We start from the raw sequence: 19213 nt of genomic DNA on the forward strand, positions 1-19213 counted from the left end.
CCAGTATTTCGGTCGAAAGGGCCAAAGAGAGCGCCAATCAGCGGCGTATCCGCCGGCCATTTGTCTCTAAAGGCCAATCCCTACCCTGCGAATCGAACGCGCTAGAGGACGCGCCCACAGCGCCTCATCTCTAGATCCGCGCGGTGGGCCGGGGATAGGACAAAATTGCGAAAGGGCTCAGGCCGCGAAGCTGGTCACGGCACTCTGGGCCGCGACCGCTTCCTCCAGCAGCCAGGCACGGAACAAGCGCACCTTGCGCAGCCGTGCGCGGTCACGCGGGATGACGAGAAAATAGCCCGGGTCAGGCAGGGGGCGGGCGACCGGCACGACGAGCCGCCCCGCTCGCAATTCCTCTTCGATGAAAGCGACTTGGGCGAGCGCCACCCCGATGCCCTTCTCGGCGCCTTCATAGGTGAGCGAGGCGTTTTCCAACACCAGCTCGCGGTCCGGCGCGAGGTCCTGGGGTGTGCCGACCATCGCGAACCAGCGCGGCCAGTCGCGCGGGCGCAGAATCGATTTGAGCAGGACATGCTGCGCCAAGTCGTCGGCGGCATGGATGCCTCGCCCACGGCTCGCCAGGTCGCGGCTGCAGACCGGCACGAGCAAGCCGCTGAACAGCGGCTCGCATCTCAACGCCTCGGACTCGGTTCGGTTGTACTGGATGGCCACATCGGCTGTATCCCGGCCGAGTTCCAACGGCTCGTGCGACGTCGAAATTTGCACCGAGATGTCGGGATGCCGCGCATAAAACTGCGCAAGCCGCGGCACGAACCAGCGGATGGCGCAGGTTGGCGGCAGCTTCACCTTCAAAATGGCATCGTCGACGATCGCCGTGCAATTTGCGGTCGCCCGGGCAATGGCGTCGAAGGCATCGCCGATCTCGCGGCTGTAGCGCAGCCCTTCCGGCGTCAGCTCGATCTTGCGGTGGTGGCGTGTGAAGAGCTTCAGTCCAAGCGCCTCCTCCAGCCGCATGACATGGCGGCTGATCGCGCCGGGCGTAACGCAGAGCTCGTCCGCGGCCTTCTTGAAGGAGAGATGCCGGGCGGTGGCCTCGAAGGCCCGGAGCGCATTCAGAGGAGGAAGAGACACGGCCACACCTCCCACACGCGCGCGATGACGCTTGCATGACTTTTGATCAATCAAGCGTCAGTTAATTTACTTTGTCAAATGCCGGTCGGGTCCTTCAAATCCGTGAAGCAAAAGAGCGTCGCGCCGAGTCTTCTCTCGTGCGTTGGGTTATCGGAGGAACGGTTGGGCAGGACGGCTTGCGCCGACGACGGGGTCCGTTGGCCTCGGGACGAAGAAATGCCGCGCCCGGAAGCGGCCTCCGGCCTGTCGTCGCCGGTGCGCTCGGCGCTTCGGCACATGGCGCAAAACTATGCGGAGCCGATCACCCTCAAGGATCTCGCCGGCCTCACGAAGCTCAGCCCCTATCAGATCATCCGCGCCTTTCGCCGGGAGCTCGGCATCACGCCGCATGCCTGGCTGATCCGCCACCGCGTGACCCTCGGCACCAGGCTCCTGAAGCGCGGCGAGAGCATCGCCACCGTCGCCTTCGAGGTCGGCTTCGTTGACCAGACCCACTTCACCCGTCATTTCAAGCGACTGCACGGCGAAACGCCGGCTCGCTTTCTCACCAGTGGGCAGGCTGCGCTCGCCCCGCGCGCACTCACGTCGGCAAGAGGTTCGATCCGCGCATGTCCCTGAGGCGTCGTCTGCGTGAAGCCCACGCCGCGGGAGGGCCCCTGGTGAGCCCTCTGGCTCATGATGCATTGTCCGCCCGCCTTATCGAGCACGCCGGCTTCGGCGCCTTCAATATCGGTGGTTCGTCCCTGCTCGCCGCCAGCTATGCCCTGCCGGACCTCGGCATCGCCGGCCTTGGCGAGATGGCGTCCGCCATGCGCGAGGTGGTCGGCGCGGTCAAGATCCCGGCCCTCGTCGATGCCGATGACGGCTATGTGCTGGCCGACAGCCTCGACGAGGTCTCGCCGCAAGGTTTACGCGACGCGCTCGACCTAGCCGGCTGGCAGGCCATAGAGACGAGGTTCCGGCGCGATACCTAGCCGCGCGGCGCCGACTGAAATCGAGAACCAAAAGTCAAAATGGGAGGAACCACATGAAAACGATGAGTTCGATCACGCGCAGGGCAGCCCTTGTAGGCGGTGTGGGAGCTGCGACAATGCTCGGCGCACCGGGGCTCGTGCGGCGCGCTCAGGCGGCCGAATTCACTTATAAATTCGCCCATGGCTTTCCACTGACCCATCCTTTCCATGTCTACCTCCAGTCGGCTTGCGAAGAGATCCGCAAGCGCTCTGGAGGCCGGATGGAGATCCAGGTCTTCGGAAACAACCAGTTGGGCGGTGACACGCAGATGCTGTCGCAGGTGCGCGCCAATGCCATTCAGTTCTTCCAGGGCGGCGGCATCATCCTGTCGATCCTGGTGCCTGAAGCCTCCATCAGCGGCATGGGCTTTGCCTTTTCCGGCTACGACAAGGTCTGGGCCGCGCTCGACGGCGACGTCGGCGCCTATATCCGCGGCGGCTTCGAGAAGCTCGGCCTGCATCCCTTCGAGCGCATGTGGGACAACGGCTTCCGCCAGATCAGCACGAGCACCGGGCCGATCAACACGCCCGCAGACCTGCGGGGCCTCAAGCTGAGGGTGCCACCGGGCCAGCTTTATACATCGCTCTTCCAATCGCTGGGCGCGGCGCCCACCAGCATCAATCTGGCAGAAACCTATTCCGCCTTGCAGACGAAGATCGTCTCGGGCCAGGAAAATCCACTGGTTGTCTTCAACACCGCGAAATATTTCGAGGTGCAGAAATACGTTTCACTGACATCGCATGTGTGGGACGGCGTCTGGCTGTTCGGTAATGGCAAGGCCTGGGCAGCACTGCCTGAAGACTTGCAGAAGATCGTCGCCGACAGCCTCAATGAGGCCGGTCTCGCACAGAGAGCGAAGGTCGCCGAGATCAACAGTTCGCTCGAAGGTGAACTGAAGGCGAAAGGCATCGCGTTCAACAAGCCCGATCCGACGCTATTCCGCGACAAGCTGCGTGAGGCGGGATTCTACAAGGAATGGTCGACGCGCTACTCGCCGGAGGGTTGGGCCGCCCTGGAAAAATATGTCGGCAAGCTGACCTGAGCGATGCCATGCAGGTAACAGAGACGACTGCCTCCGCCGTCCCGACGACCGGGGCGGGGTTTCGCTGGTCCTGGCTACGCCTCGTCGAGGGCGTGTCCGCGATCCTCGTGGTGCTCGACATCGCCGTGCTCTTCGCGGGCGTCGTCGCACGCTATGTCTTCGATCGACCGTTGATCTGGTCGGACGAACTCGCGGCCTCGCTCTTCCTGTGGCTGGGCATGCTTGGCGCGGTGCTCGCGTTGAGCCGCGACGAGCACATGCGGCTGACGGCCTTCATCAGGCAGTTCAGTCCCGAGTTGCGCCGTATCGTCGATGCGATCGCCGCGCTCATGGTGGTGATCTTCGTCCTCGAGATCCTCCATCCCGCCTACAACTACGTCGTCGACCAGTGGATGATCATCACGCCGGGTCTCGATGTGCCCGACAGTTTTCGCGTCTGCTCGATCCTGGTCGGCGGCGTGCTGATGAGCCTCGTCGCCGTGCAGTCGCTGTTCAAGAAGTGCCGGTTGCGTGACATTGCGATTGCGGTTGCCGCCATCGCCGTCGTCACGGGCGTGCTGTTGCTCGCCTCGCCACTCTTGGTCGCGATGGGTAACTGGAACCTGCCGATCTTCTTCGTGCTGATCGTCGGCACGCTGGTGATCATCGGCGTGCCCATTGCCTTCGCCTTCGGCGTGACGACGCTGTCCTATCTCGTGCTGACCACGGATGTCCCGCTCTTCATCCTGGTCAACCAGATGGATCACGGCATGTCGAGCCTGATCCTTCTGGCGATCCCGCTCTTCATCTTCCTCGGCCTGCTCATCGACGTGACAGGGATGGCCGTGGCGCTGGTGAATTTCCTCGCAGCACTGGTCGGCCATTTCCGTGGCGGGCTTTCCTATGTGCTGCTCGGAGCCATGTATCTCGTCTCCGGCATCTCGGGCGCGAAAGCCGCCGATATGGCAGCGATCGCGCCGGTGCTGCTGCCGGAAATGAAGCGGCGCGGCTATAAGGAAGGGGAGACGGTCGCGCTTCTGGCCTCCTCATCGGCGATGTCGGAGACCATCCCGCCGAGCCTGATCCTGATCACGATCGGCTCGGTGACCGGCGTGTCGATCGCGGCGCTCTTCATCGGCGGGCTTCTGCCGGCGGCGGTCGGTGCGGTCGCCCTCGGTATTTGCGCCTATCTGCGTACCCGAGGCGAGGCTCACATCCAGGTCGAACGCGCGAAGGCTTCATTCATCCTGAAGACCTTGCTCGTTGCCCTGCCGGCGCTCATCCTGCCGCTCGTCATCCGCTTCGCGGTTGTCGAGGGCATCGCCACGGCAACCGAGGTCTCGACGGTCGGCGTCGTCTACACGCTCATCGTCGGTCCGATCGTCTATCGCACGCTCGATTGGCGGAGGCTCTATCCGCTGCTCGTCGACACGGCCGTGCTCTCCGGCGCGATCCTGCTGATCATCGGTACAGCGACGGGCATGGGGTGGGCGCTGACCCAGTCCGGATTCGCGCAGAAGCTCGTCGCAATCATGTCGGACATGCCCGGTGGGCAAGTCACCTTCATGGTGCTGTCGATCATTCTGTTCGCCGTTCTCGGTAGCCTGCTCGAAGGCATTCCGGCGGTCGTCTTGTTCGGGCCGCTGCTTTTTCCCGTCGCCACCGCGGTCGGCATCAATGACGTCCATTATGCCATGGTCGTCATTCTCTCCATGGGGCTCGGCCTCTTCGCACCACCCTTCGGCATCGGCTTCTACATTTCTTGCGCCATCGGGCGAGTGCAGCCGGAGGAGGCGATGGGGCGGGTATGGCCCTATCTGGGGGCGCTGCTTCTGGCCGTCATCCTGGTCGCGGCCGTTCCCTGGATCTCGATCGGCTTTCTGGACTAGAGCGTAAAGGCGGCTGTGCCCTGTCATCGTCTCGACGAGATGACAGGGCACGGCAGTAGCCTCACCGCCATGCGGCGACCAGAGAAGATCGGCTCAAGCGCTCAGCATATCCTCGATGCGGATCGGCAGGCTGCGTATTCTCTTACCCGTCGCATGGAAGACGGCATTGGCGATGGCCGGCGCCATGCCGACGAGCGCGATTTCACCAAGCCCCTTCACGCCGAGCGGATTGACGTGGGGATCGACCTCGTCGACGAAATGCGCCTCGAGTTGCGGGATGTCGAGGTTCACAGGCACGAGATAGTCGGCCATGTGGGCGTTGACCGGCCGACCGTCGCGCGGGTCGAGGGCCGTACGCTCCATCAGCGCCATGCCGATGCCGCCGATCATGCCGCCGATGCACTGGCTCGTCGCAAGACGCGGATTGATTACCCGGCCGATGCCATAGGCGCCGACGGCGCGGCGCACCCGGATGGTGCCGACGTCCGGGTCCACGGCCACCTCGACCAAGACCGCACCGAAGGAATGCATCGAGTAGCGGCCGGCCACCGCGGCATCGCGCTCAGCGGAGGCATCGGCTTCGATGGGCCCGCCGGTGCTCGCCATGATATCGCGATAGGGCTGCCCCGGCGCATCGTCGCCACGCCGCCGCAGGCGCCCACCCGCCCATTCGACGCCATCCGAAGAGGCGCCGAAGACCGGCGAGCGCTGGTCGGCAATGGCGCGTTTTGCGGCTTCCTCCTGCACCGCGAGGCAGGCGGCACGAATCGCTGAGCCGACGGAAGCCATCGTCCACGAGCCGCCGTGTGCCGGCGCCGGTGGATAATCGGAGCGGCCGAGCCTGAAACGCACCTGCTCCATCGGCATACCGAGCGTCTCGGCGGCGATCTGCGTCATCGAGGTATAGGTTCCCGGTCCCATATCGCTCGCCGCGACCTCGACCTCCGCGGTGCCGTCGGCGAGCAGGCGCACCCGCGCGCTGGAAGCTGCCTGAAAGGCCGGATAGGTGGCCGATGCTGCGCCCATGCCGATGAGAAGTCGCCCGTCGCGCATGGACCGTGGCTTCGGATCCCGCTGCTGCCAGCCGAAATGCGCGCCGGCGCGCTCGTAGCATTCTGTCAGCGAGCGGCTGGAGAAGGGCTTGCCCTCCGCCTCGTCGATCTCCGGTTCATTGCGCCGACGCAGCGCGATGGGATCGATGCCTAGCGCATAGGACAATTCGTCGATGGCGCATTCGAGAGCGAAGACGCCGCTTGCCTCGCCGGGACCACGCATGTGGTTCGGCGTTCCCGTGTCGAGCGGCTTCAGCCGATAGCGCGTACGCACGTTCGGGCAGGCGTACATGTAGCCCGTGGCGGTCGTCAGGGCTTCCATGAACTCCTCGTAGCGGCTCGTCTCGCCCTCGCCCTCATGGATCGCGCTCGTCAGCTTGCCGTCCCGCATCGCGCCGAGGGCGATGCGCTGCCGCGTGCGCGGGCGGTGGCCCGTCGTGAAGAACATCTGCTTGCGGGTGAGAACGAGCTTGACCGGCCGACCGACTTGCCGCGCCGCAATCGCCGCGAGCGTCACATGCGGCCAGGTTCTCAGAGTCGTGCCGAAGGCGCCGCCGATAAAGGGGCAGACCACCTGCACATTCTCGATGGGAATGCCGAAAATGGCCGCGATTTCGGCCTGTTCGTTGGCGACGAACTGGCTCTTGCTCCACAGCGTCAGGCGATCGCCGTTCCAGGCCGCCACCGTTGCGTGCGGCTCCATGGGGTTGTGGTGCTCGCGGGCGATCTCGTAAGTCTCGTCGACCTTTACCTCGGCGCTCGCAAGCTCATTGTCGGCATCGCCACGGGCGCTATCGGCAGGGATACGCGCCTCGGGCTGGGCACCGGCTTCGGGGATGACTGCCTGGACCTTCGGGTCGGAGGGATCGACGGTTGGCTGCTGCCGCTCATAGGCGATCGGAAGCGCCGTGGCCGCGCGCTCGGCCTGGTCGAGCGTGTCGGCGACGACGATCGCCACCGGCTGGCCGTAGAAGCGGACCCGGTCGTCCTGCAGGACGTGCAGCCGCTCCCCGACGGCGGGATCGATGTAGCTCTTGTGGGAGCCGTAGGCGAGCCGCGGTGCATTGCGATGAGTGATGACCGCGACGACGCCGGGCATGTCCGCAATGCCTGCGCTGTCGATCTCGATGATTCGGCCGAGGCCCGCCGTTGCGCTGACGATCACGGCATACAGCTGGCCGTTCTGGTTGAAGTCGGCCGCATACCGAGCACCGCCCGTGACCTTGGCCCGCCCGTCGACGCGCGGCAGTGGTTGTCCGAGGAGGGTGCCGGTCATGCGACTTCTCCCGTCATTTCGAGAGCGCGGACGATCGTCCGCGGTAGGAGTTCGACTTTGTAGTGGTTGTGCTGCAGGGGCCGGGCCCCTTGCGTGGCTAGCTGTGCCGCCTCCTCAAAGGTCTGCCGTTCGGCGGGGCGCCCGACCAGCGCCGCTTCGCAGTCGCGCAGGCGCCAGGGGAGCGTGGCCACACCCCCGGCGGCGAGACGGGCCTGGCGGATCACACCGCCGTCGATCTCGAGCGCAACTGCCGCGGAAACGAGCGCGAACTCGTAGGAGGCGCGGTCGCGGACCTTGAGATAGCGGGCGCGGCGACTATGAGCCCCGGTGGGCACCCGCACCTCCGTAATCAGCTCGCCCAGGGCGAGCGTATGTTCCAGATGAGGCGTGTCGCCCGGCAGCCGGAAAAGCTCCTCCACCGGGAAACTGCGCTCCCCCTGCGGGCCCCGAACGCGCATGGTCGCGTCGAGAGCAACCAGAGCGACGGCGAGATCCGAAGGATGCGTCGCGATGCAATGATCGCTCGTGCCGAGGATCGCGTGGCCGGCATTGAGGCCATCGATCGCCGAGCAGCCCGAACCCGGATCGCGCTTGTTGCAGGGCGCATCGAGCATCCGGAAATACGGGCAGCGGACGCGCTGCAGCAGGTTGCCGCCGATCGACGCCATGTTACGCAGCTGCGGCGAGGCACCCTCGATCAGGGTTTCGGCGATCAGCGGCTGCAGGCGCTGGACATCGGGGTGGGCCGCCACCTCGGACATGCGGGCGAGAGCGCCGATGACGAGATCGTCACCCTCCACGCGTATCCCGGTCAGGGGAAGCGCGTTGATGTCGATCAGTCGCTCTGGTCGTTCCACCTCCTCGCGCATGAGGTCGATGAGCGTGGTTCCGCCGGCGATATAGCGTGCGCCGGCCGTTGCAGCCAGGATGGCCGCCTCGGTGCTGGGCGCCTTTTCGAGAGTGAAAGGAAGCATGGTCAAGGCCTCCCGGCGGTGTCTGCGACCGCCGCGACGATGCCTGGATAGGCGCCGCAGCGACAGATGTTGCCGCTCATCCAGAACTGGATCTCCTCGGGAGAGCCCGCATGGCCCTCCGCGATGCAGCCGAGCCCGGACATGATCTGACCCGGCGTGCAGAAGCCGCACTGAAGTCCGTCGTGCTGGATGAAAGCGGCCTGCAGCGGGTGAAGGTCGTCGCCCCTTGCCAAACCCTCGATCGTCGTCACCGCGGCACCCTCGTGCATCGCGGCGAGCGTCAGGCAGGAGACGACGCGCTTGCCGTCGAGAAGCACGGTGCAGGCGCCGCAAGCACCTTGGTTGCATCCCTTCTTCGTGCCCGTGAGGTCGAGGGTCTCGCGCAACACGTCAAGCAATGACTGCCGCGGGTCGATCGCGAGTTGTTGGGTGTGCCCATTAACGGTCAGTCGTACGCTCGCCATCGTGGCCTCCTCCGCAGGTAATCTGGCGGCTTGCGCGGTGTCGGCCGGCACTGCGGCAAAGCAGGCCGCGCCGCCGGCAAGTTGCAGAACATCCCGGCGTGACAAAGTGCCCAGATCGGAGCAGGCCGCTTCAGCGGCGTTTGGCCCGGGAGCTTTTGCACGCCCGAATTCGCTTTTCGCCATTGCCGTTTCTCCGCAATGCCGGGATGAGATCCGTCGCATCGGGATGAGCTATCAAGGGCTGCGCTTGGCTATGTTGTCCCGCGCTTCGGAGGCTAAACCGTAGGGCGACCGGCTCCATGCGTCCAAGACTTCTTTCGTGTAGGTATTATACCTCATCCGTCTAAGGGCAGGAACCTTGGAATACCGCCATCTTAAGTATTTCATTGCGGTTGCAGAGGAACTGAGCTTCACCCGCGCCTCGGCCAGGCTCCGGGTCGCCCAGCCGCATCTCAGTCGGGAAATCCGCCGTCTCGAAGAAGAGCTCGAGGTGCCGCTCTTTGCACGCGACCGGCGACGGGTGATGCTGACGGCCGGCGGCAGCGCCTTCCTTCAAAGCGCCTACCGCATTCTCGAAGAGACTGCGGAAGCCGTCCATACAGCCAAGCGCGCCCATCGCGGCCAGACGGGCCGCGTGCGTATCGGCTTTTCCACCTCCGCCGGCTTAGGCGTGCTTCCCCACGCCGTGCGCCGATTCCGCCAGGAATGGCCCGAGATCGAGCTCGCGCTGACGGAGTACAACAGCGACGAGCAGCCCGATCTGATCCGCGGCGGCGCGCTCGACGCCGGTCTCCTCTATCCGCCGCTGCGGGCGGAAGAAGGGCTCTCTACGGAGACCCTGGTCGCCGACCCGCTGCTCGCCGCGCTGCCGCAAGACCACCCGCTCGGGAACAGGCAGAAAATTGCCCTCGAGGCCTTGGCTGACGAGCCGTGGATCTTCTTCCCGCGTGCAGTCGCCTCCCGTCTGCATGACGAGATCATTCATGCCTGCCGCGAAGCGGGATTTACCCCCCGGGTCGTGCAGGAGGCTCTGAAGCTCTCCACGATTGCGAGTCTGGTGGCGAGCGGTCTCGGCACCTGTCTCGTTCCGATTACGCTGGCCCGGCTGCGGCTTCCGGGCACCATCTATCGCCCGCTCGTTTCCCCGTTGCAGGTGCCGCTGACGCTGATGCATCGTCGCAATGATCCGAATCCGGCGCTGGCGATGGTCATTGAGACGATACGTAGCGAGGCGCGACTGTTCACAGCGCAGCCAGTGCAGCAACCGCAGCCGCAGACGTGAGCGCTGGGCGAGGTGCAAATGCATCCGGTCTCGCTGCATCGAACGCGGTGGCGCGCTCAGCGGCGCTCAGTGCAAAGCCTACGTCGCGCTCGAGCGCGTGACCGGACCGCGCTGTTGATGAGCAGCGCCTCTGAGGTGCTCACCACATCGGGCAGGCGATCTCATCGTCGACTGCCGCGTCCGTGAGCGGCACGCTCGTCTTCGCATTGTCGGCCGATGACGAAAGTCACCAAGTGGCAAAAGCCAGTCCGACTCAGCCATTGAAATAAATGGCGCACCCGACACGATTCGAACGTGTGACCTTTGCCTTCGGAGGGCAACGCTCTATCCAGCTGAGCTACGGGTGCCAAAATGCCGAACCGACGCCGCGGAACCTAGCTCAGCTGCATCGATCCTGCAAATGGTCTTTTGCAGAAGGCGCATGCCGGCGGCGAAGGCGTTATTCCGCGTGCAGCACCTTGTTTCCTCCGCCTGGTGCCTCAGCTATGGGTAGGGCCGCTCAGCCGTGCCGCAGAGGGATCAATGCCCACCATCTCGCCCGTCCGTCTCGCCCAGGATCTCATCCGCTGCCCTTCGGTGACGCCCGTCGAGGGCGGGGCGCTCGCGCTGCTCGAAAGGCTGCTGGGAGAGGCGGGCTTTGCCACCCATCGCCTGAAATTCTCTGCCCCCGAAACGCACGATGTGGACAATCTCTACGCCCGCTTCGGCACGGGCAGCCCTTACCTTCTTTTCGCCGGCCATACGGATGTGGTGCCGCCAGGCGATGTGGTCCGCTGGCGGTATGATCCCTTCGCTGGCGTCATCGAGGACGGGGTGCTCCACGGCCGCGGCGCGGCGGATATGAAGGGCGGCGTCGCGGCCATGGTCGCGGCGGCGCTCGCCTTCCTTGCCGAGCGGCCGAACTTTACCGGCTCCATCGGCTTTCTCATCACCGGCGACGAGGAGGGGCCTGCGGCCAACGGCACGGTGAAGGTGCTCGAATGGGCAAAGGCGCGCGGCGAGCGCTTTGATCATTGCATCCTGGCCGAGCCGACCAATCCCAAGGCGCTCGGCGACATGATGAAGATCGGCCGGCGCGGGTCGCTCACCGGCCGGCTCTCGGTTGCGGGCACGCAAGGCCATGTCGCCTATCCCGATCTCGCCGATAATCCCATTCCGCGGCTCATGCAGCTGATGGCGGCGCTCACCGCGACGCCGCTCGATGGCGGCACGGCGCATTTTGCGCCGTCCAACCTCGAATTCACCAGCGTCGATGTCGGCAATGCGGCGACCAATGTCATTCCGCCCGAAGCTAGGGCGGTTTTCAACATCCGCTTCAACGACCTTTGGACGCCGGAGAGCCTGAGGGCCGAGATCGAGCGGCGGCTAGCAGGCGCAGCCGGTGGCGCGCGCTATACACTCGCTTTCGACCCGACCAACGCGACCGCTTTCCTCACCGAGCCCGCGCCCTTCGTCGAACAGCTCTCCCGCGCCATCGCGGCCGAAACGGGACGGGTTCCGGCGCTCTCGACGACTGGCGGCACCTCCGACGCGCGCTTCATCAAGGACCACTGCCCGGTGGTCGAATTCGGCCTGGTCGGGCAGACGATGCATCAGGTCGACGAATGCGTCGCCGTGGCCGATATCGAGCGGCTGACGGCGATCTTCGCCCGTTTCCTGGACGACTATTTCGCCGCCGGATAATCGACGCCGACGAGATAGAGCCCCGCGGCCGGCGCCATGGGGCCACAGGCGGTGCGGTCGCGGGCGGCGAGTGCCTCGGCCACCCGCCCGACGGGCCATTGTCCCGCGCCCACCCGCTCCAGCGTGCCGACCATCGAGCGCACCTGGTGGTGCAGGAAGGAGCGGGCGCAGGCGTAGACGCGGATCTCCTCGCCGATGCGCTCCACATCGAGCCGATCGAGGGTGCGCAAGGGGCTCTTCGCCTGGCAGTCCGACGAGCGGAAGGTGGTGAAGTCGTGCCGGCCGAGAAGGCTCTGCGCCGCCACGTGCATGGCCTCATCATCGAGCGGTCGCGCCACATGCCAGACGCGGCCCGCTTCCAGCGCCGGGGGCGAGCGGCGGTTCAAGATGCGGTAGAGGTAGTGTCGCTTTACCGCCGAATGGCGGGCGTCGAAATCATCGCCGACCTGCGCGGCCAATAAGATCACCACGGGCTCCGGCCTCAAATGCGCATTGGCCGCATCGCGCACCGTGTCGGTGCGCCACTCCTTCTCGAGATCCACGTGAACGACCTGATGGGTGGCATGCACGCCGGCATCGGTGCGGCCAGCGCATTGCACGCGCACCGCATGGCCGGCGAAGCGGGCGATCGCCTCCTCCACCGCCTGCTGCACAGCTCGGCCGTTCTCCTGCCACTGCCAGCCGACGAAGGCGCGGCCGTCATATTCCACGACGAGCTTGTAGCGGGGCATGTCAGGCAAGCCGCGCGCCGGGGACGAGCCGCGCGCCGCGCAGAAAGTCCTCGCCGCTCACCGCGCCGCGGCCGGCGCGCTGCACCTGGAGAAGGCGTATGGCGCCCGCACCGCAGGCGACAGTGAACGCGCTGTCGAGGAGGGTGCCGGGCGCGCCTCCGCCATCGGCCAAGGTGCTGCGCAGAATTCTGACGCGCTCCTGTCCCTTGCCGAGGTCGGCCTCGAAATAGGCGCCGGGGAAGGGCGACAGGCCGCGGATCCGATTATGCACCGCGCCGGCGGGCTCCGCCCAGTCGACGCGCGCCTCCTCATTGGTGATCTTCTTCGCATAGGTCACCCCGTCCTCCGGCTGCGGCACGAAACCGAGCGCCCCGCGCGAGAGGGCGGCGAGCGCCCGTGCCATCAGGTCGGCGCCGAGGCGCGAGAGCGCGTCATGCAATTCGCCCGCCGTCATGTCCGGGCCGATGGCGACCCGCTCGACCATGGCGACGGGGCCGGTGTCGAGCCCTTCCTCCATCTTCATCACGGCAACGCCGGTCTCGGCATCGCCGGCCATGATGGCGCGCTGGACCGGCGCCGCGCCGCGCCAGCGCGGCAGGAGTGAAGCATGCAGGTTGAGGCAGCCGAGCGCCGGTGCCGCCAGGATCGCCTTGGGCAGGATCATGCCATAGGCAACGACGATCCCGACATCGGCGCCGAGCGAAGCAAAGGTGGCGGCTGCCTCCTCGGTGCGCAGGGTCTTGGGATGGAAGACGGGAATGCCGAAGCGTTCTGCCATGGCATGCACGGGGGAGGGGCGCTCGGCCATGCCGCGCCCGCCCTGGGCAGGTGCGCGCGTATAGACGGCGACCACCTCGTGGCCCTGGCCGATGATCTCGGCGAGCACCGGCACCGCGAAATCGGGCGTGCCCATGAAGACGATGCGAAGCGGCATGGCGGAACTCGGTTGCGGCGCGTTGTCGGCCACGCCTTGTAACCGCTGATCGCCCAAGGCTCCAGGGGCTGCTTAGGGAACTCTGCACAGATGCGAAGAGTATCGGTCGGGAGCCGGCTTCGTCGGGTCGAGCCTTAGAGGCGTCACTCCGCTGCGGCGGAGGCCCGCGCGTGCTGCCCCATATAGACCCGCTGATAGGCCAGTGCCGCCTCCGCCCATCCGAGCGGCCGGCGCATGGCGGCGCGGCGCATGGCATTGAGCTGGGCGCGCGAGCAGAAGGCCTGGAAGGCCCGTCCGACCGCCTCGACGAGCCCGGCGGTCGACAAGTCGCCGAACAGGAAGCCGGTGACGCCGTCCTCGATGGTGTCCGCGAGCCCGCCCGTGCGATGGGCAATCGGCAAGGAGCCGAAGCGTTGGGCATACATCTGGCTGAGGCCGCAGGGTTCGAACCGCGACGGCATGAGCAGGAAATCGCTGCCCGCATACATGCGGTGCGCGCGGCGCTCGTCGAAGCCGATATTGACCCCGACTGACCCCGGCCGCCGGGCGGCCAAGCCGATGAGCTCGCCTTCGAAGCGGCCTTCGCCGCGGCCGGTCACCACGATTTGCCCGCCTTGCGCAATGATGGCGTCGGCAGCCTCGATGGCGAGATCGACGCCCTTCTGATGCACGAGCCGCGAGACGATGGCGAACAGCGGCCCCTCGGATGGTGCAAGGCCGAAGGCGCGCCGCAGCGCGGCGGCATTGGCCCCCTTGCTCTTCCAGCGACCGATGGCGAAGTGCTCTTCCAGATGCTGGTCGGTCTTTGGATCCCAGCTCTCGTCGATGCTGTTGAGGATGCCGGTCAGTTCTCCACGCTCGGCGCGGCCGCGCAGCAAGCCGTCAAACCCACAGCCGAACTCGGCCGTCGTGATCTCCCGCGCATAGGTCGGACTGACCGTGGTGAGATGCGTGGCATAGAACAGCCCGGCCTTCAGGAAGGAAAGCTGCCCGTAGAACTCGACACCATTGATGTCGAAGGCGCGTTCGGGAATGCCGAGCGAGGTGAGCCGCTCGCGCGCAAAGCCCCCCTGATAGGCGAGATTATGGATGGTCATGATGGTTGGTGTCGGCAGCCCGAACCATCTGAGATAACCGGCGGCTAGGGCGGCCGGCCAGTCGTTGAGGTGAAGCACGCCGGGGTGCCAATCGGGATCGGCGGCCCCACGCGCGAATTCCGCCGCTGCCAGGCTGAGACGGGCGAAGCGCAGGTCGTTGTCGGGCCAGTCCCGTCCGTCCGCATCCGCATAGGGCGTGCCGTCCCGCTCGTAGAGCTCCGGGCAGAGAAGCACGTAGACGGTCAGGCCGTCGGGCATCGTCAGGCGGCCGACATCGCAGGCCGGAATATCGGCGAGGCCGGGCAGCCGGCCGACGACGGTGAGTTCGTGCCCTCGCGCAAGAACGTGACGGTAGCCTGGTAGCAGCACGCGCATGTCGAGGCGCCCGCGCAAGGCGCGGGGCAGGGCGGACGAAACCTCGCCCAAGCCGCCGACCTTGACGAAGTCAGCCATTTCCGGGGTGACGAAGAGCACACGGCTCCTGCCCGGATCGAAACTGTGGTCGAAGCGCGGAAAAGTATGGATATCTGCGACGGCAGAGCGAATTCTCACGCCGGGGCGGCGTTTAATCGACTTCGGAGAAGACATCGCGCCACTCGCGGAGATGCGGATCACAGTACCGTAGCATGCAGAGATTGCAATTCTGCAACGCAATCTGCAATCGCGGTAAAGAGAGGCGGGCCGGTCGGACAACGCCCCCGTCCGGGCGATCCCGCGTCGGGAGATCTGTTGGCGCCGTGGCGGCGTCTAGACGGCCGCCTCGCGCTTGGCAGCCTTGGTGAATTTCTTCATCACCCGGTCGCGTTTCAAGCGCGACAGGTGGTCGAGGAAGAGAACGCCGTTGACGTGGTCGATCTCATGCTGAAGGCAGGTGGAGAGCACGCCGTCCGCATCGATCTCCCGGGTCCTGCCATCGAGGTCCATATAGCGCACGCGAACCTGCGCCGGGCGCTCGACCTCCTCGTAATAGTCGGGGATCGACAGGCAGCCTTCCTCGTGAATTCTGAACTCCTCGTCCGATTCCCAGACCACCTCGGGATTGATCAGCACCATCGGGTTCTTGGGCTCGTCCTTGCCGGCGACGTCGACGACGATCAGCCGTTTCATGACGCCGATCTGCACGGCAGCTAGTCCGATGCCCGGGGCGTCGTACATCGTGTCGAGCATGTCGGCTGCAAGCGCGCGGATTTCGTCCGTGACTTCGGTCACGGGCTCGGACGGCGTCTTCAGCCGCGGGTCGGGAATCAGGATGATCGGTCGGATACTCATGCGTCAGCCATAGGTCGCGAACTGCCAGATAATCATTCCCGGGGTAGCGGTCAATGCGTTCTTCTTTCGTTCGCTCGCAACTGGCGAATCGGCTTATGATCCTGCCATGAACGAGGTTCTTCTCACCATCGGCGGCTATGCCGTGACGCTTGGGCAAGCAGCCACGGCCGGCGCCGTCGCGGGACTCGTCCTGCTCCTCCTGCTCACCATCCTCGTGGCGCGCACGAATGGCGCGCGGCGGCTCGAGGCCGCGGAAGCGGCCGAGCGCGCGCGGGAGATGGACGACAAGGTCGCCGAGCTCAACCGCATCCAGGCGGAGATGACGGGGCGCCTGCAGACGATCGCGGAGATCTTCGGCACGCGTCAGCAGGATTTCGCCCGCTTCGTGGCGGAGCGGCTCGATGGCCTGCAGCATCGGGTGGGGCAGGGGCTTGAAGCGAGCTCCCGTTCCACTGTCGAGAACCTCTCCAAGCTCAACGAGCGGCTCGCGGTCATCGATGCCGCGCAGAAGAATTTGACGGACCTGACGGGCGAAGTGGTCGGCCTCAAGGACATTCTCGCCAACAAGCAGGCGCGCGGCGCCTATGGCCAGGGGCGAATGGAGGCGATCGTCCGCGACGGCCTGCCCGCCGGCCATTACGAATTCCAGGCCAGCCTGAAGAATGGCCGTAGGCCCGATTGCCTGGTGCGATTGCCGGGCGATCATCCGCTCGTCATCGACGCCAAATTCCCGCTCGAGGGCTTTCTCGCCTTTCGCGCGGCGGCGAGCGACGAAGCGCGCCGGGCCGCGGCTCAGCGCGTGAAGACCGATGTCGCGACCCATGTGAAGGATATCGCCGAAAAATATCTCGTGCCCGGCGAGACCCAGGATCTCGCCCTGCTCTTCGTGCCCTCGGAAGCGATCTATGCCGATCTGCAGGAACATTTCGAGGAGGTTGTGGCGCGCGCCCATCGGGTGCGTGTCATCATCGTATCACCATCGCTCCTGGCGCTCGCCATCCAGGTGATGCAGTCGCTGGTGCGCGATGCGCGCATGCGCGAGGAGGCGCAGAAGATCCAGCTCGAAGTGCGCAAGATCCTCGACGACGTCGGCCGGCTGCGCGACCGGGTGGAGAAGCTCGACAGTCATTTCCGCCAGGCGCAGGAGGATGTGGGCCACATCCGCATCTCTGCCGACAAGATCGTCAAGCGCGGCGAGCGTATCGAGGCCTTGGAGTTCGAGGAGACGCAGGCCCTCCCGGCGACCCCCATGCGCGCGGCGGAGTGACGCCGCCGGACGTTCCAGAGTATTTTTCGAGCGAGGTGGATACCAGTTCGCGTTACGAAAACGCGAGAGATCGAGGATCGCTAATCCGTCGTTTCTTCCCCGTGGCGGCGGCCGAAGTCCGGTTCCGGCGTCTCCTGGCCGATGTCGATGATGCCGCGGCGGATCGCCCGGGTTCGGGCGAAGAGATCAAACAGGGCCTCGCCGTCACCCCAGCGGATGGCGCGCTGCAGGGCCGCCAGATCCTCGTTGAAGCGGCCGAGCATCTCGAGCACAGCGTCCTTATTGCTGAGGAAGACGTCGCGCCACATCGTCGGGTCGGAAGCGGCGATGCGCGTGAAGTCGCGGAAACCGCCCGCCGAGAACTTGATCACCTCCGACTGCGTCACCGTCTCGAGGTCGGCGGCGGTGCCGACGATATTGTAGGCGATCAGATGCGGCACATGGCTCGTGATGGCGAGCACGAGATCGTGGTGCTGCGCCGTCATGATCTCGACCTGCGCGCCCATGGCTTCCCAGAGGCGGCGCGTCACGTCGGTCGCACCCGCATCCGTGCCTTCTGGCGGGGTCAGGATCGACCAGCGATTGAGGAAGAGCGTGGCAAAGCCCGCATCCGGGCCGGAATATTCGGTGCCGGCGACGGGGTGAGCGGGCACGAGATGCGTTCCAGCCGGCAAGTGCGGCCCGACCGCCGCCACGACCGCGCCCTTGACGGATCCGACATCCGAGACGATCGCGCCGGGCTTCAATGCGCCGCCAATCTCGGCCGCCACCGTGCCGCAGGCCCCGACGGGCACACAGAGAATGACCATGTCGGCATCGCGCGCCGCCTCGGCCGAAGTCTCCGTGACCTCGTCGGCGATGCCGAGCACGCGGACACGCGCCCGCACCTCCGGCGAGGCATCGCTCACCACCAGCCTGTCCGCGAGCTTGAGATGTTGGGCCGCGCGCGCAATCGATGAGCCGATGAGGCCGAGCCCGATCAGCGCGAGCCGGCCGACAAGCGGCTCGGCCAAGGGAGGGGCCAGCCGCTCAGGCATGGGCGCCACCCATGAAGTCCTTGAGCGCCGCCACGACCAGCCGGTTGGCCTCCTCGGTGCCGACGCTGAGGCGCAGCGCGTCCGGCAGGCCGTAGGACGACACCGCGCGCAGCACGAGGCCGCGGCTCGACAGGAACCGGTCGGCGGCTTTTGCGTCGTGCGCCCCATCCTTGGGGAAATGCACCAGCACGAAATTGCCGACGCTTGGCGTCACCGTCAGGCCGAGCCGGGTGATCTCTTCCGTGAGCCACGTGAGCCACTGCTGATTATGCGCGACGGACGCGGCCATATGCGCTTCATCGCCGATTGCTGCAATCCCCGCCTCGATCGCCGGTGCATTGACGTTGAACGGCCCGCGGATGCGGTTCAGAGCATCGATGACATGGGCCGGTCCATAAGCCCAGCCGAGCCTGAGCGCGGCAAGCCCATGGATCTTCGAGAAGGTGCGCGCCATCACGACGTTTTGGCTTGTCGCGACGAGCTCGAGGCCCGACGCGTAGTCGTTGCGCTGCACATATTCGGCATAGGCGGCGTCGAGCACGAAGAGCACCTGCGGCGGCAGCGCCGCATGGAGCCGCTTGACCTCGTCGAAGGGCAGATAGGTTCCGGTCGGATTGTTCGGATTGGCGAGGAAGACGATTTTGGTGCGCGGGGTGACGCGCGCTAAAATCGCATCCACATCGGCCGTGAGATTGGTCTCGGGCGCCACGACCGGCGTTCCGCCTGCCGCCATGATGGCGATCTTGTAGACGAGGAAGCCGTGTTCGGTGAACAGGCCTTCATCTCCCGGACCGATATAGGCCTGCGTCAGGAGATTGAGGATCTCATCGGAGCCGGCGCCGCAGATGATGCGGTCGGGATCGAGGCCGTATTTCGCACCGATCGCGGCTCTCAGGCGCGTGGCCGCACCGTCCGGATAATAGGCGAGGGCATCGGCCGCCTGCTTATAGGCTGCAGCCGCCGCGGGGCTCGGGCCAAGCGGCGTCTCGTTCGACGACAGCTTGAAGACCTTCGCGAGGCCGGCGACGCTGCTCTTGCCCGGCACATAGGCGTCGATCGACAGGACACCAGCTCGTGGGACTGGGCGATCGGCGACAACAGCCATAATGATGACGCTCCTAAGCGATGCGCTCG

17 protein-coding genes and 1 tRNA gene are annotated in these 19213 nt (G+C 65.8%); 7 read left to right on the forward strand and 11 right to left on the reverse strand.

What is annotated here, in order from left to right; genetic code table 11:
• Positions 1-177: 177 nt before the first annotated feature.
• Complete coding sequence (gcvA, locus tag ACFQU1_RS13500) at positions 178-1089, reverse strand: transcriptional regulator GcvA (RefSeq protein ID WP_378133317.1); 912 nt, start codon at positions 1087-1089, stop codon at positions 178-180.
• 216 nt (positions 1090-1305) lie between these two features.
• Between gcvA and ACFQU1_RS13505 the strand changes: the two genes are divergently transcribed.
• From ACFQU1_RS13505 to ACFQU1_RS13520, 4 genes are read left to right on the forward strand one after another with little or no spacing between them, the layout of a single operon-like run.
• The gene (locus tag ACFQU1_RS13505; RefSeq protein ID WP_378133319.1) at positions 1306-1707 is read left to right on the forward strand and encodes a helix-turn-helix domain-containing protein; all 402 of its coding nucleotides are present in this window, start codon (positions 1306-1308) and stop codon (positions 1705-1707) included.
• The gene (locus ACFQU1_RS13510; RefSeq protein ID WP_378133321.1) at positions 1698-2063 is read left to right on the forward strand and encodes an isocitrate lyase/phosphoenolpyruvate mutase family protein; all 366 of its coding nucleotides are present in this window, start codon (positions 1698-1700) and stop codon (positions 2061-2063) included. Before ACFQU1_RS13505 ends, ACFQU1_RS13510 begins: the two co-directional genes overlap by 10 nt.
• Positions 2064-2116: 53 nt before the next feature.
• Entirely contained in the window at positions 2117-3145 is a 1029-nt protein-coding gene (locus tag ACFQU1_RS13515; protein WP_378133323.1) for a TRAP transporter substrate-binding protein, read from the forward strand.
• 8 nt (positions 3146-3153) lie between these two features.
• On the forward strand, positions 3154-5013 hold the full coding sequence (locus tag ACFQU1_RS13520) for a TRAP transporter large permease subunit (protein WP_378133326.1): 1860 nt from the start codon (positions 3154-3156) through the stop codon (positions 5011-5013).
• Positions 5014-5106: 93 nt separating this feature from the next.
• Here the strand turns inward: ACFQU1_RS13520 and ACFQU1_RS13525 are convergent, their stop codons facing one another.
• From ACFQU1_RS13525 to ACFQU1_RS13535, 3 genes are read right to left on the reverse strand one after another with little or no spacing between them, the layout of a single operon-like run.
• Positions 5107-7341, reverse strand: coding sequence for a xanthine dehydrogenase family protein molybdopterin-binding subunit (locus ACFQU1_RS13525; RefSeq protein WP_378133328.1), 2235 nt, complete (start codon positions 7339-7341; stop codon positions 5107-5109).
• Positions 7338-8315 carry an FAD binding domain-containing protein gene (locus ACFQU1_RS13530; protein ID WP_378133330.1) on the reverse strand — a complete coding sequence of 326 codons (978 nt, stop codon included), beginning with the start codon at positions 8313-8315 and terminating at the stop codon, positions 7338-7340. The genes ACFQU1_RS13525 and ACFQU1_RS13530 overlap by 4 nt, the downstream gene beginning before the upstream one ends.
• A gap of 2 nt (positions 8316-8317) precedes the next feature.
• The gene (locus ACFQU1_RS13535) at positions 8318-8962 is read right to left on the reverse strand and encodes a (2Fe-2S)-binding protein (RefSeq protein WP_378133332.1); all 645 of its coding nucleotides are present in this window, start codon (positions 8960-8962) and stop codon (positions 8318-8320) included.
• Positions 8963-9137: 175 nt separating this feature from the next.
• Here ACFQU1_RS13535 and ACFQU1_RS13540 point away from each other — a divergent pair, with 175 nt between their 5' ends.
• Positions 9138-10061 carry a LysR family transcriptional regulator gene (locus tag ACFQU1_RS13540; protein WP_378133334.1) on the forward strand — a complete coding sequence of 308 codons (924 nt, stop codon included), beginning with the start codon at positions 9138-9140 and terminating at the stop codon, positions 10059-10061.
• 270 nt (positions 10062-10331) lie between these two features.
• Here ACFQU1_RS13540 and ACFQU1_RS13545 read toward each other — a convergent pair.
• A tRNA-Arg gene (locus ACFQU1_RS13545) sits at positions 10332-10408 on the reverse strand.
• Positions 10409-10583: 175 nt separating this feature from the next.
• On the opposite strand from ACFQU1_RS13545, the gene dapE reads away from it, so the two are divergent.
• Positions 10584-11744, forward strand: coding sequence for a succinyl-diaminopimelate desuccinylase (gene dapE / locus ACFQU1_RS13550; protein ID WP_378133336.1), 1161 nt, complete (start codon positions 10584-10586; stop codon positions 11742-11744).
• On the opposite strand, the gene truA is transcribed toward dapE, so the two are convergent.
• From truA to ACFQU1_RS13570, 4 genes are all read right to left on the reverse strand, one after another.
• Positions 11726-12475, reverse strand: a complete 750-nt coding sequence (gene truA / locus ACFQU1_RS13555) for a tRNA pseudouridine(38-40) synthase TruA (protein WP_378134048.1) — start codon at positions 12473-12475, stop codon at positions 11726-11728. The two genes, dapE and truA, sit on opposite strands and share 19 nt — an antisense overlap.
• A gap of 1 nt (position 12476) precedes the next feature.
• Positions 12477-13409 (reverse strand): methionyl-tRNA formyltransferase, encoded by a 933-nt coding sequence (gene fmt, locus ACFQU1_RS13560; protein ID WP_378133338.1) that lies wholly within the window; start codon positions 13407-13409, stop codon positions 12477-12479.
• A 143-nt stretch (positions 13410-13552) separates the two neighbouring features.
• Positions 13553-14959 carry a glycogen synthase GlgA gene (glgA, locus tag ACFQU1_RS13565; protein ID WP_378134051.1) on the reverse strand — a complete coding sequence of 469 codons (1407 nt, stop codon included), beginning with the start codon at positions 14957-14959 and terminating at the stop codon, positions 13553-13555.
• Positions 14960-15253: 294 nt separating this feature from the next.
• Entirely contained in the window at positions 15254-15775 is a 522-nt protein-coding gene (locus ACFQU1_RS13570; RefSeq protein ID WP_378133340.1) for a peptide deformylase, read from the reverse strand.
• Positions 15776-15881: 106 nt separating this feature from the next.
• Between ACFQU1_RS13570 and ACFQU1_RS13575 the strand changes: the two genes are divergently transcribed.
• Complete coding sequence (locus ACFQU1_RS13575) at positions 15882-17042, forward strand: DNA recombination protein RmuC (RefSeq protein ID WP_378133342.1); 1161 nt, start codon at positions 15882-15884, stop codon at positions 17040-17042.
• Between the two features lie 80 nt (positions 17043-17122).
• Here ACFQU1_RS13575 and ACFQU1_RS13580 read toward each other — a convergent pair whose 3' ends face one another.
• Together ACFQU1_RS13580 and hisC are read right to left on the reverse strand one after the other, a co-directional pair.
• A complete protein-coding gene (locus ACFQU1_RS13580; RefSeq protein WP_378134053.1) occupies positions 17123-18079 on the reverse strand; it encodes a prephenate/arogenate dehydrogenase family protein in 957 nt (318 codons plus the stop codon).
• On the reverse strand, positions 18072-19184 hold the full coding sequence (gene hisC, locus ACFQU1_RS13585) for a histidinol-phosphate transaminase (RefSeq protein WP_378133344.1): 1113 nt from the start codon (positions 19182-19184) through the stop codon (positions 18072-18074). The genes ACFQU1_RS13580 and hisC overlap by 8 nt, the downstream gene beginning before the upstream one ends.
• Positions 19185-19213 lie beyond the last annotated feature (29 nt).

Origin of the sequence: Chelatococcus sp. GCM10030263 (assembly GCF_042666455.1) — a bacterium.
Taxonomy (GTDB): domain Bacteria; phylum Pseudomonadota; class Alphaproteobacteria; order Rhizobiales; family Beijerinckiaceae; genus Chelatococcus.

Coding starts and splice junctions, on each gene's coding strand:
- ACFQU1_RS13505 (WP_378133319.1), top strand. CDS start 1,306: ATGCCGCGCCCGGAAGCGGCCTCCGGCCTGTCGTCGCCGGTGCGCTCG.
- ACFQU1_RS13510 (WP_378133321.1), top strand. CDS start 1,698: ATGTCCCTGAGGCGTCGTCTGCGTGAAGCCCACGCCGCGGGAGGGCCC.
- ACFQU1_RS13515 (WP_378133323.1), top strand. CDS start 2,117: ATGAAAACGATGAGTTCGATCACGCGCAGGGCAGCCCTTGTAGGCGGT.
- ACFQU1_RS13520 (WP_378133326.1), top strand. CDS start 3,154: ATGCAGGTAACAGAGACGACTGCCTCCGCCGTCCCGACGACCGGGGCG.
- ACFQU1_RS13525 (WP_378133328.1), bottom strand. CDS start 7,341: ATGACCGGCACCCTCCTCGGACAACCACTGCCGCGCGTCGACGGGCGG.
- ACFQU1_RS13530 (WP_378133330.1), bottom strand. CDS start 8,315: ATGCTTCCTTTCACTCTCGAAAAGGCGCCCAGCACCGAGGCGGCCATC.
- ACFQU1_RS13535 (WP_378133332.1), bottom strand. CDS start 8,962: ATGGCGAAAAGCGAATTCGGGCGTGCAAAAGCTCCCGGGCCAAACGCC.
- dapE (WP_378133336.1), top strand. CDS start 10,584: ATGCCCACCATCTCGCCCGTCCGTCTCGCCCAGGATCTCATCCGCTGC.
- truA (WP_378134048.1), bottom strand. CDS start 12,475: ATGCCCCGCTACAAGCTCGTCGTGGAATATGACGGCCGCGCCTTCGTC.
- fmt (WP_378133338.1), bottom strand. CDS start 13,409: ATGCCGCTTCGCATCGTCTTCATGGGCACGCCCGATTTCGCGGTGCCG.
- glgA (WP_378134051.1), bottom strand. CDS start 14,959: ATGGCTGACTTCGTCAAGGTCGGCGGCTTGGGCGAGGTTTCGTCCGCC.
- ACFQU1_RS13570 (WP_378133340.1), bottom strand. CDS start 15,775: ATGAGTATCCGACCGATCATCCTGATTCCCGACCCGCGGCTGAAGACG.
- ACFQU1_RS13575 (WP_378133342.1), top strand. CDS start 15,882: ATGAACGAGGTTCTTCTCACCATCGGCGGCTATGCCGTGACGCTTGGG.
- ACFQU1_RS13580 (WP_378134053.1), bottom strand. CDS start 18,079: ATGCCTGAGCGGCTGGCCCCTCCCTTGGCCGAGCCGCTTGTCGGCCGG.
- hisC (WP_378133344.1), bottom strand. CDS start 19,184: ATGGCTGTTGTCGCCGATCGCCCAGTCCCACGAGCTGGTGTCCTGTCG.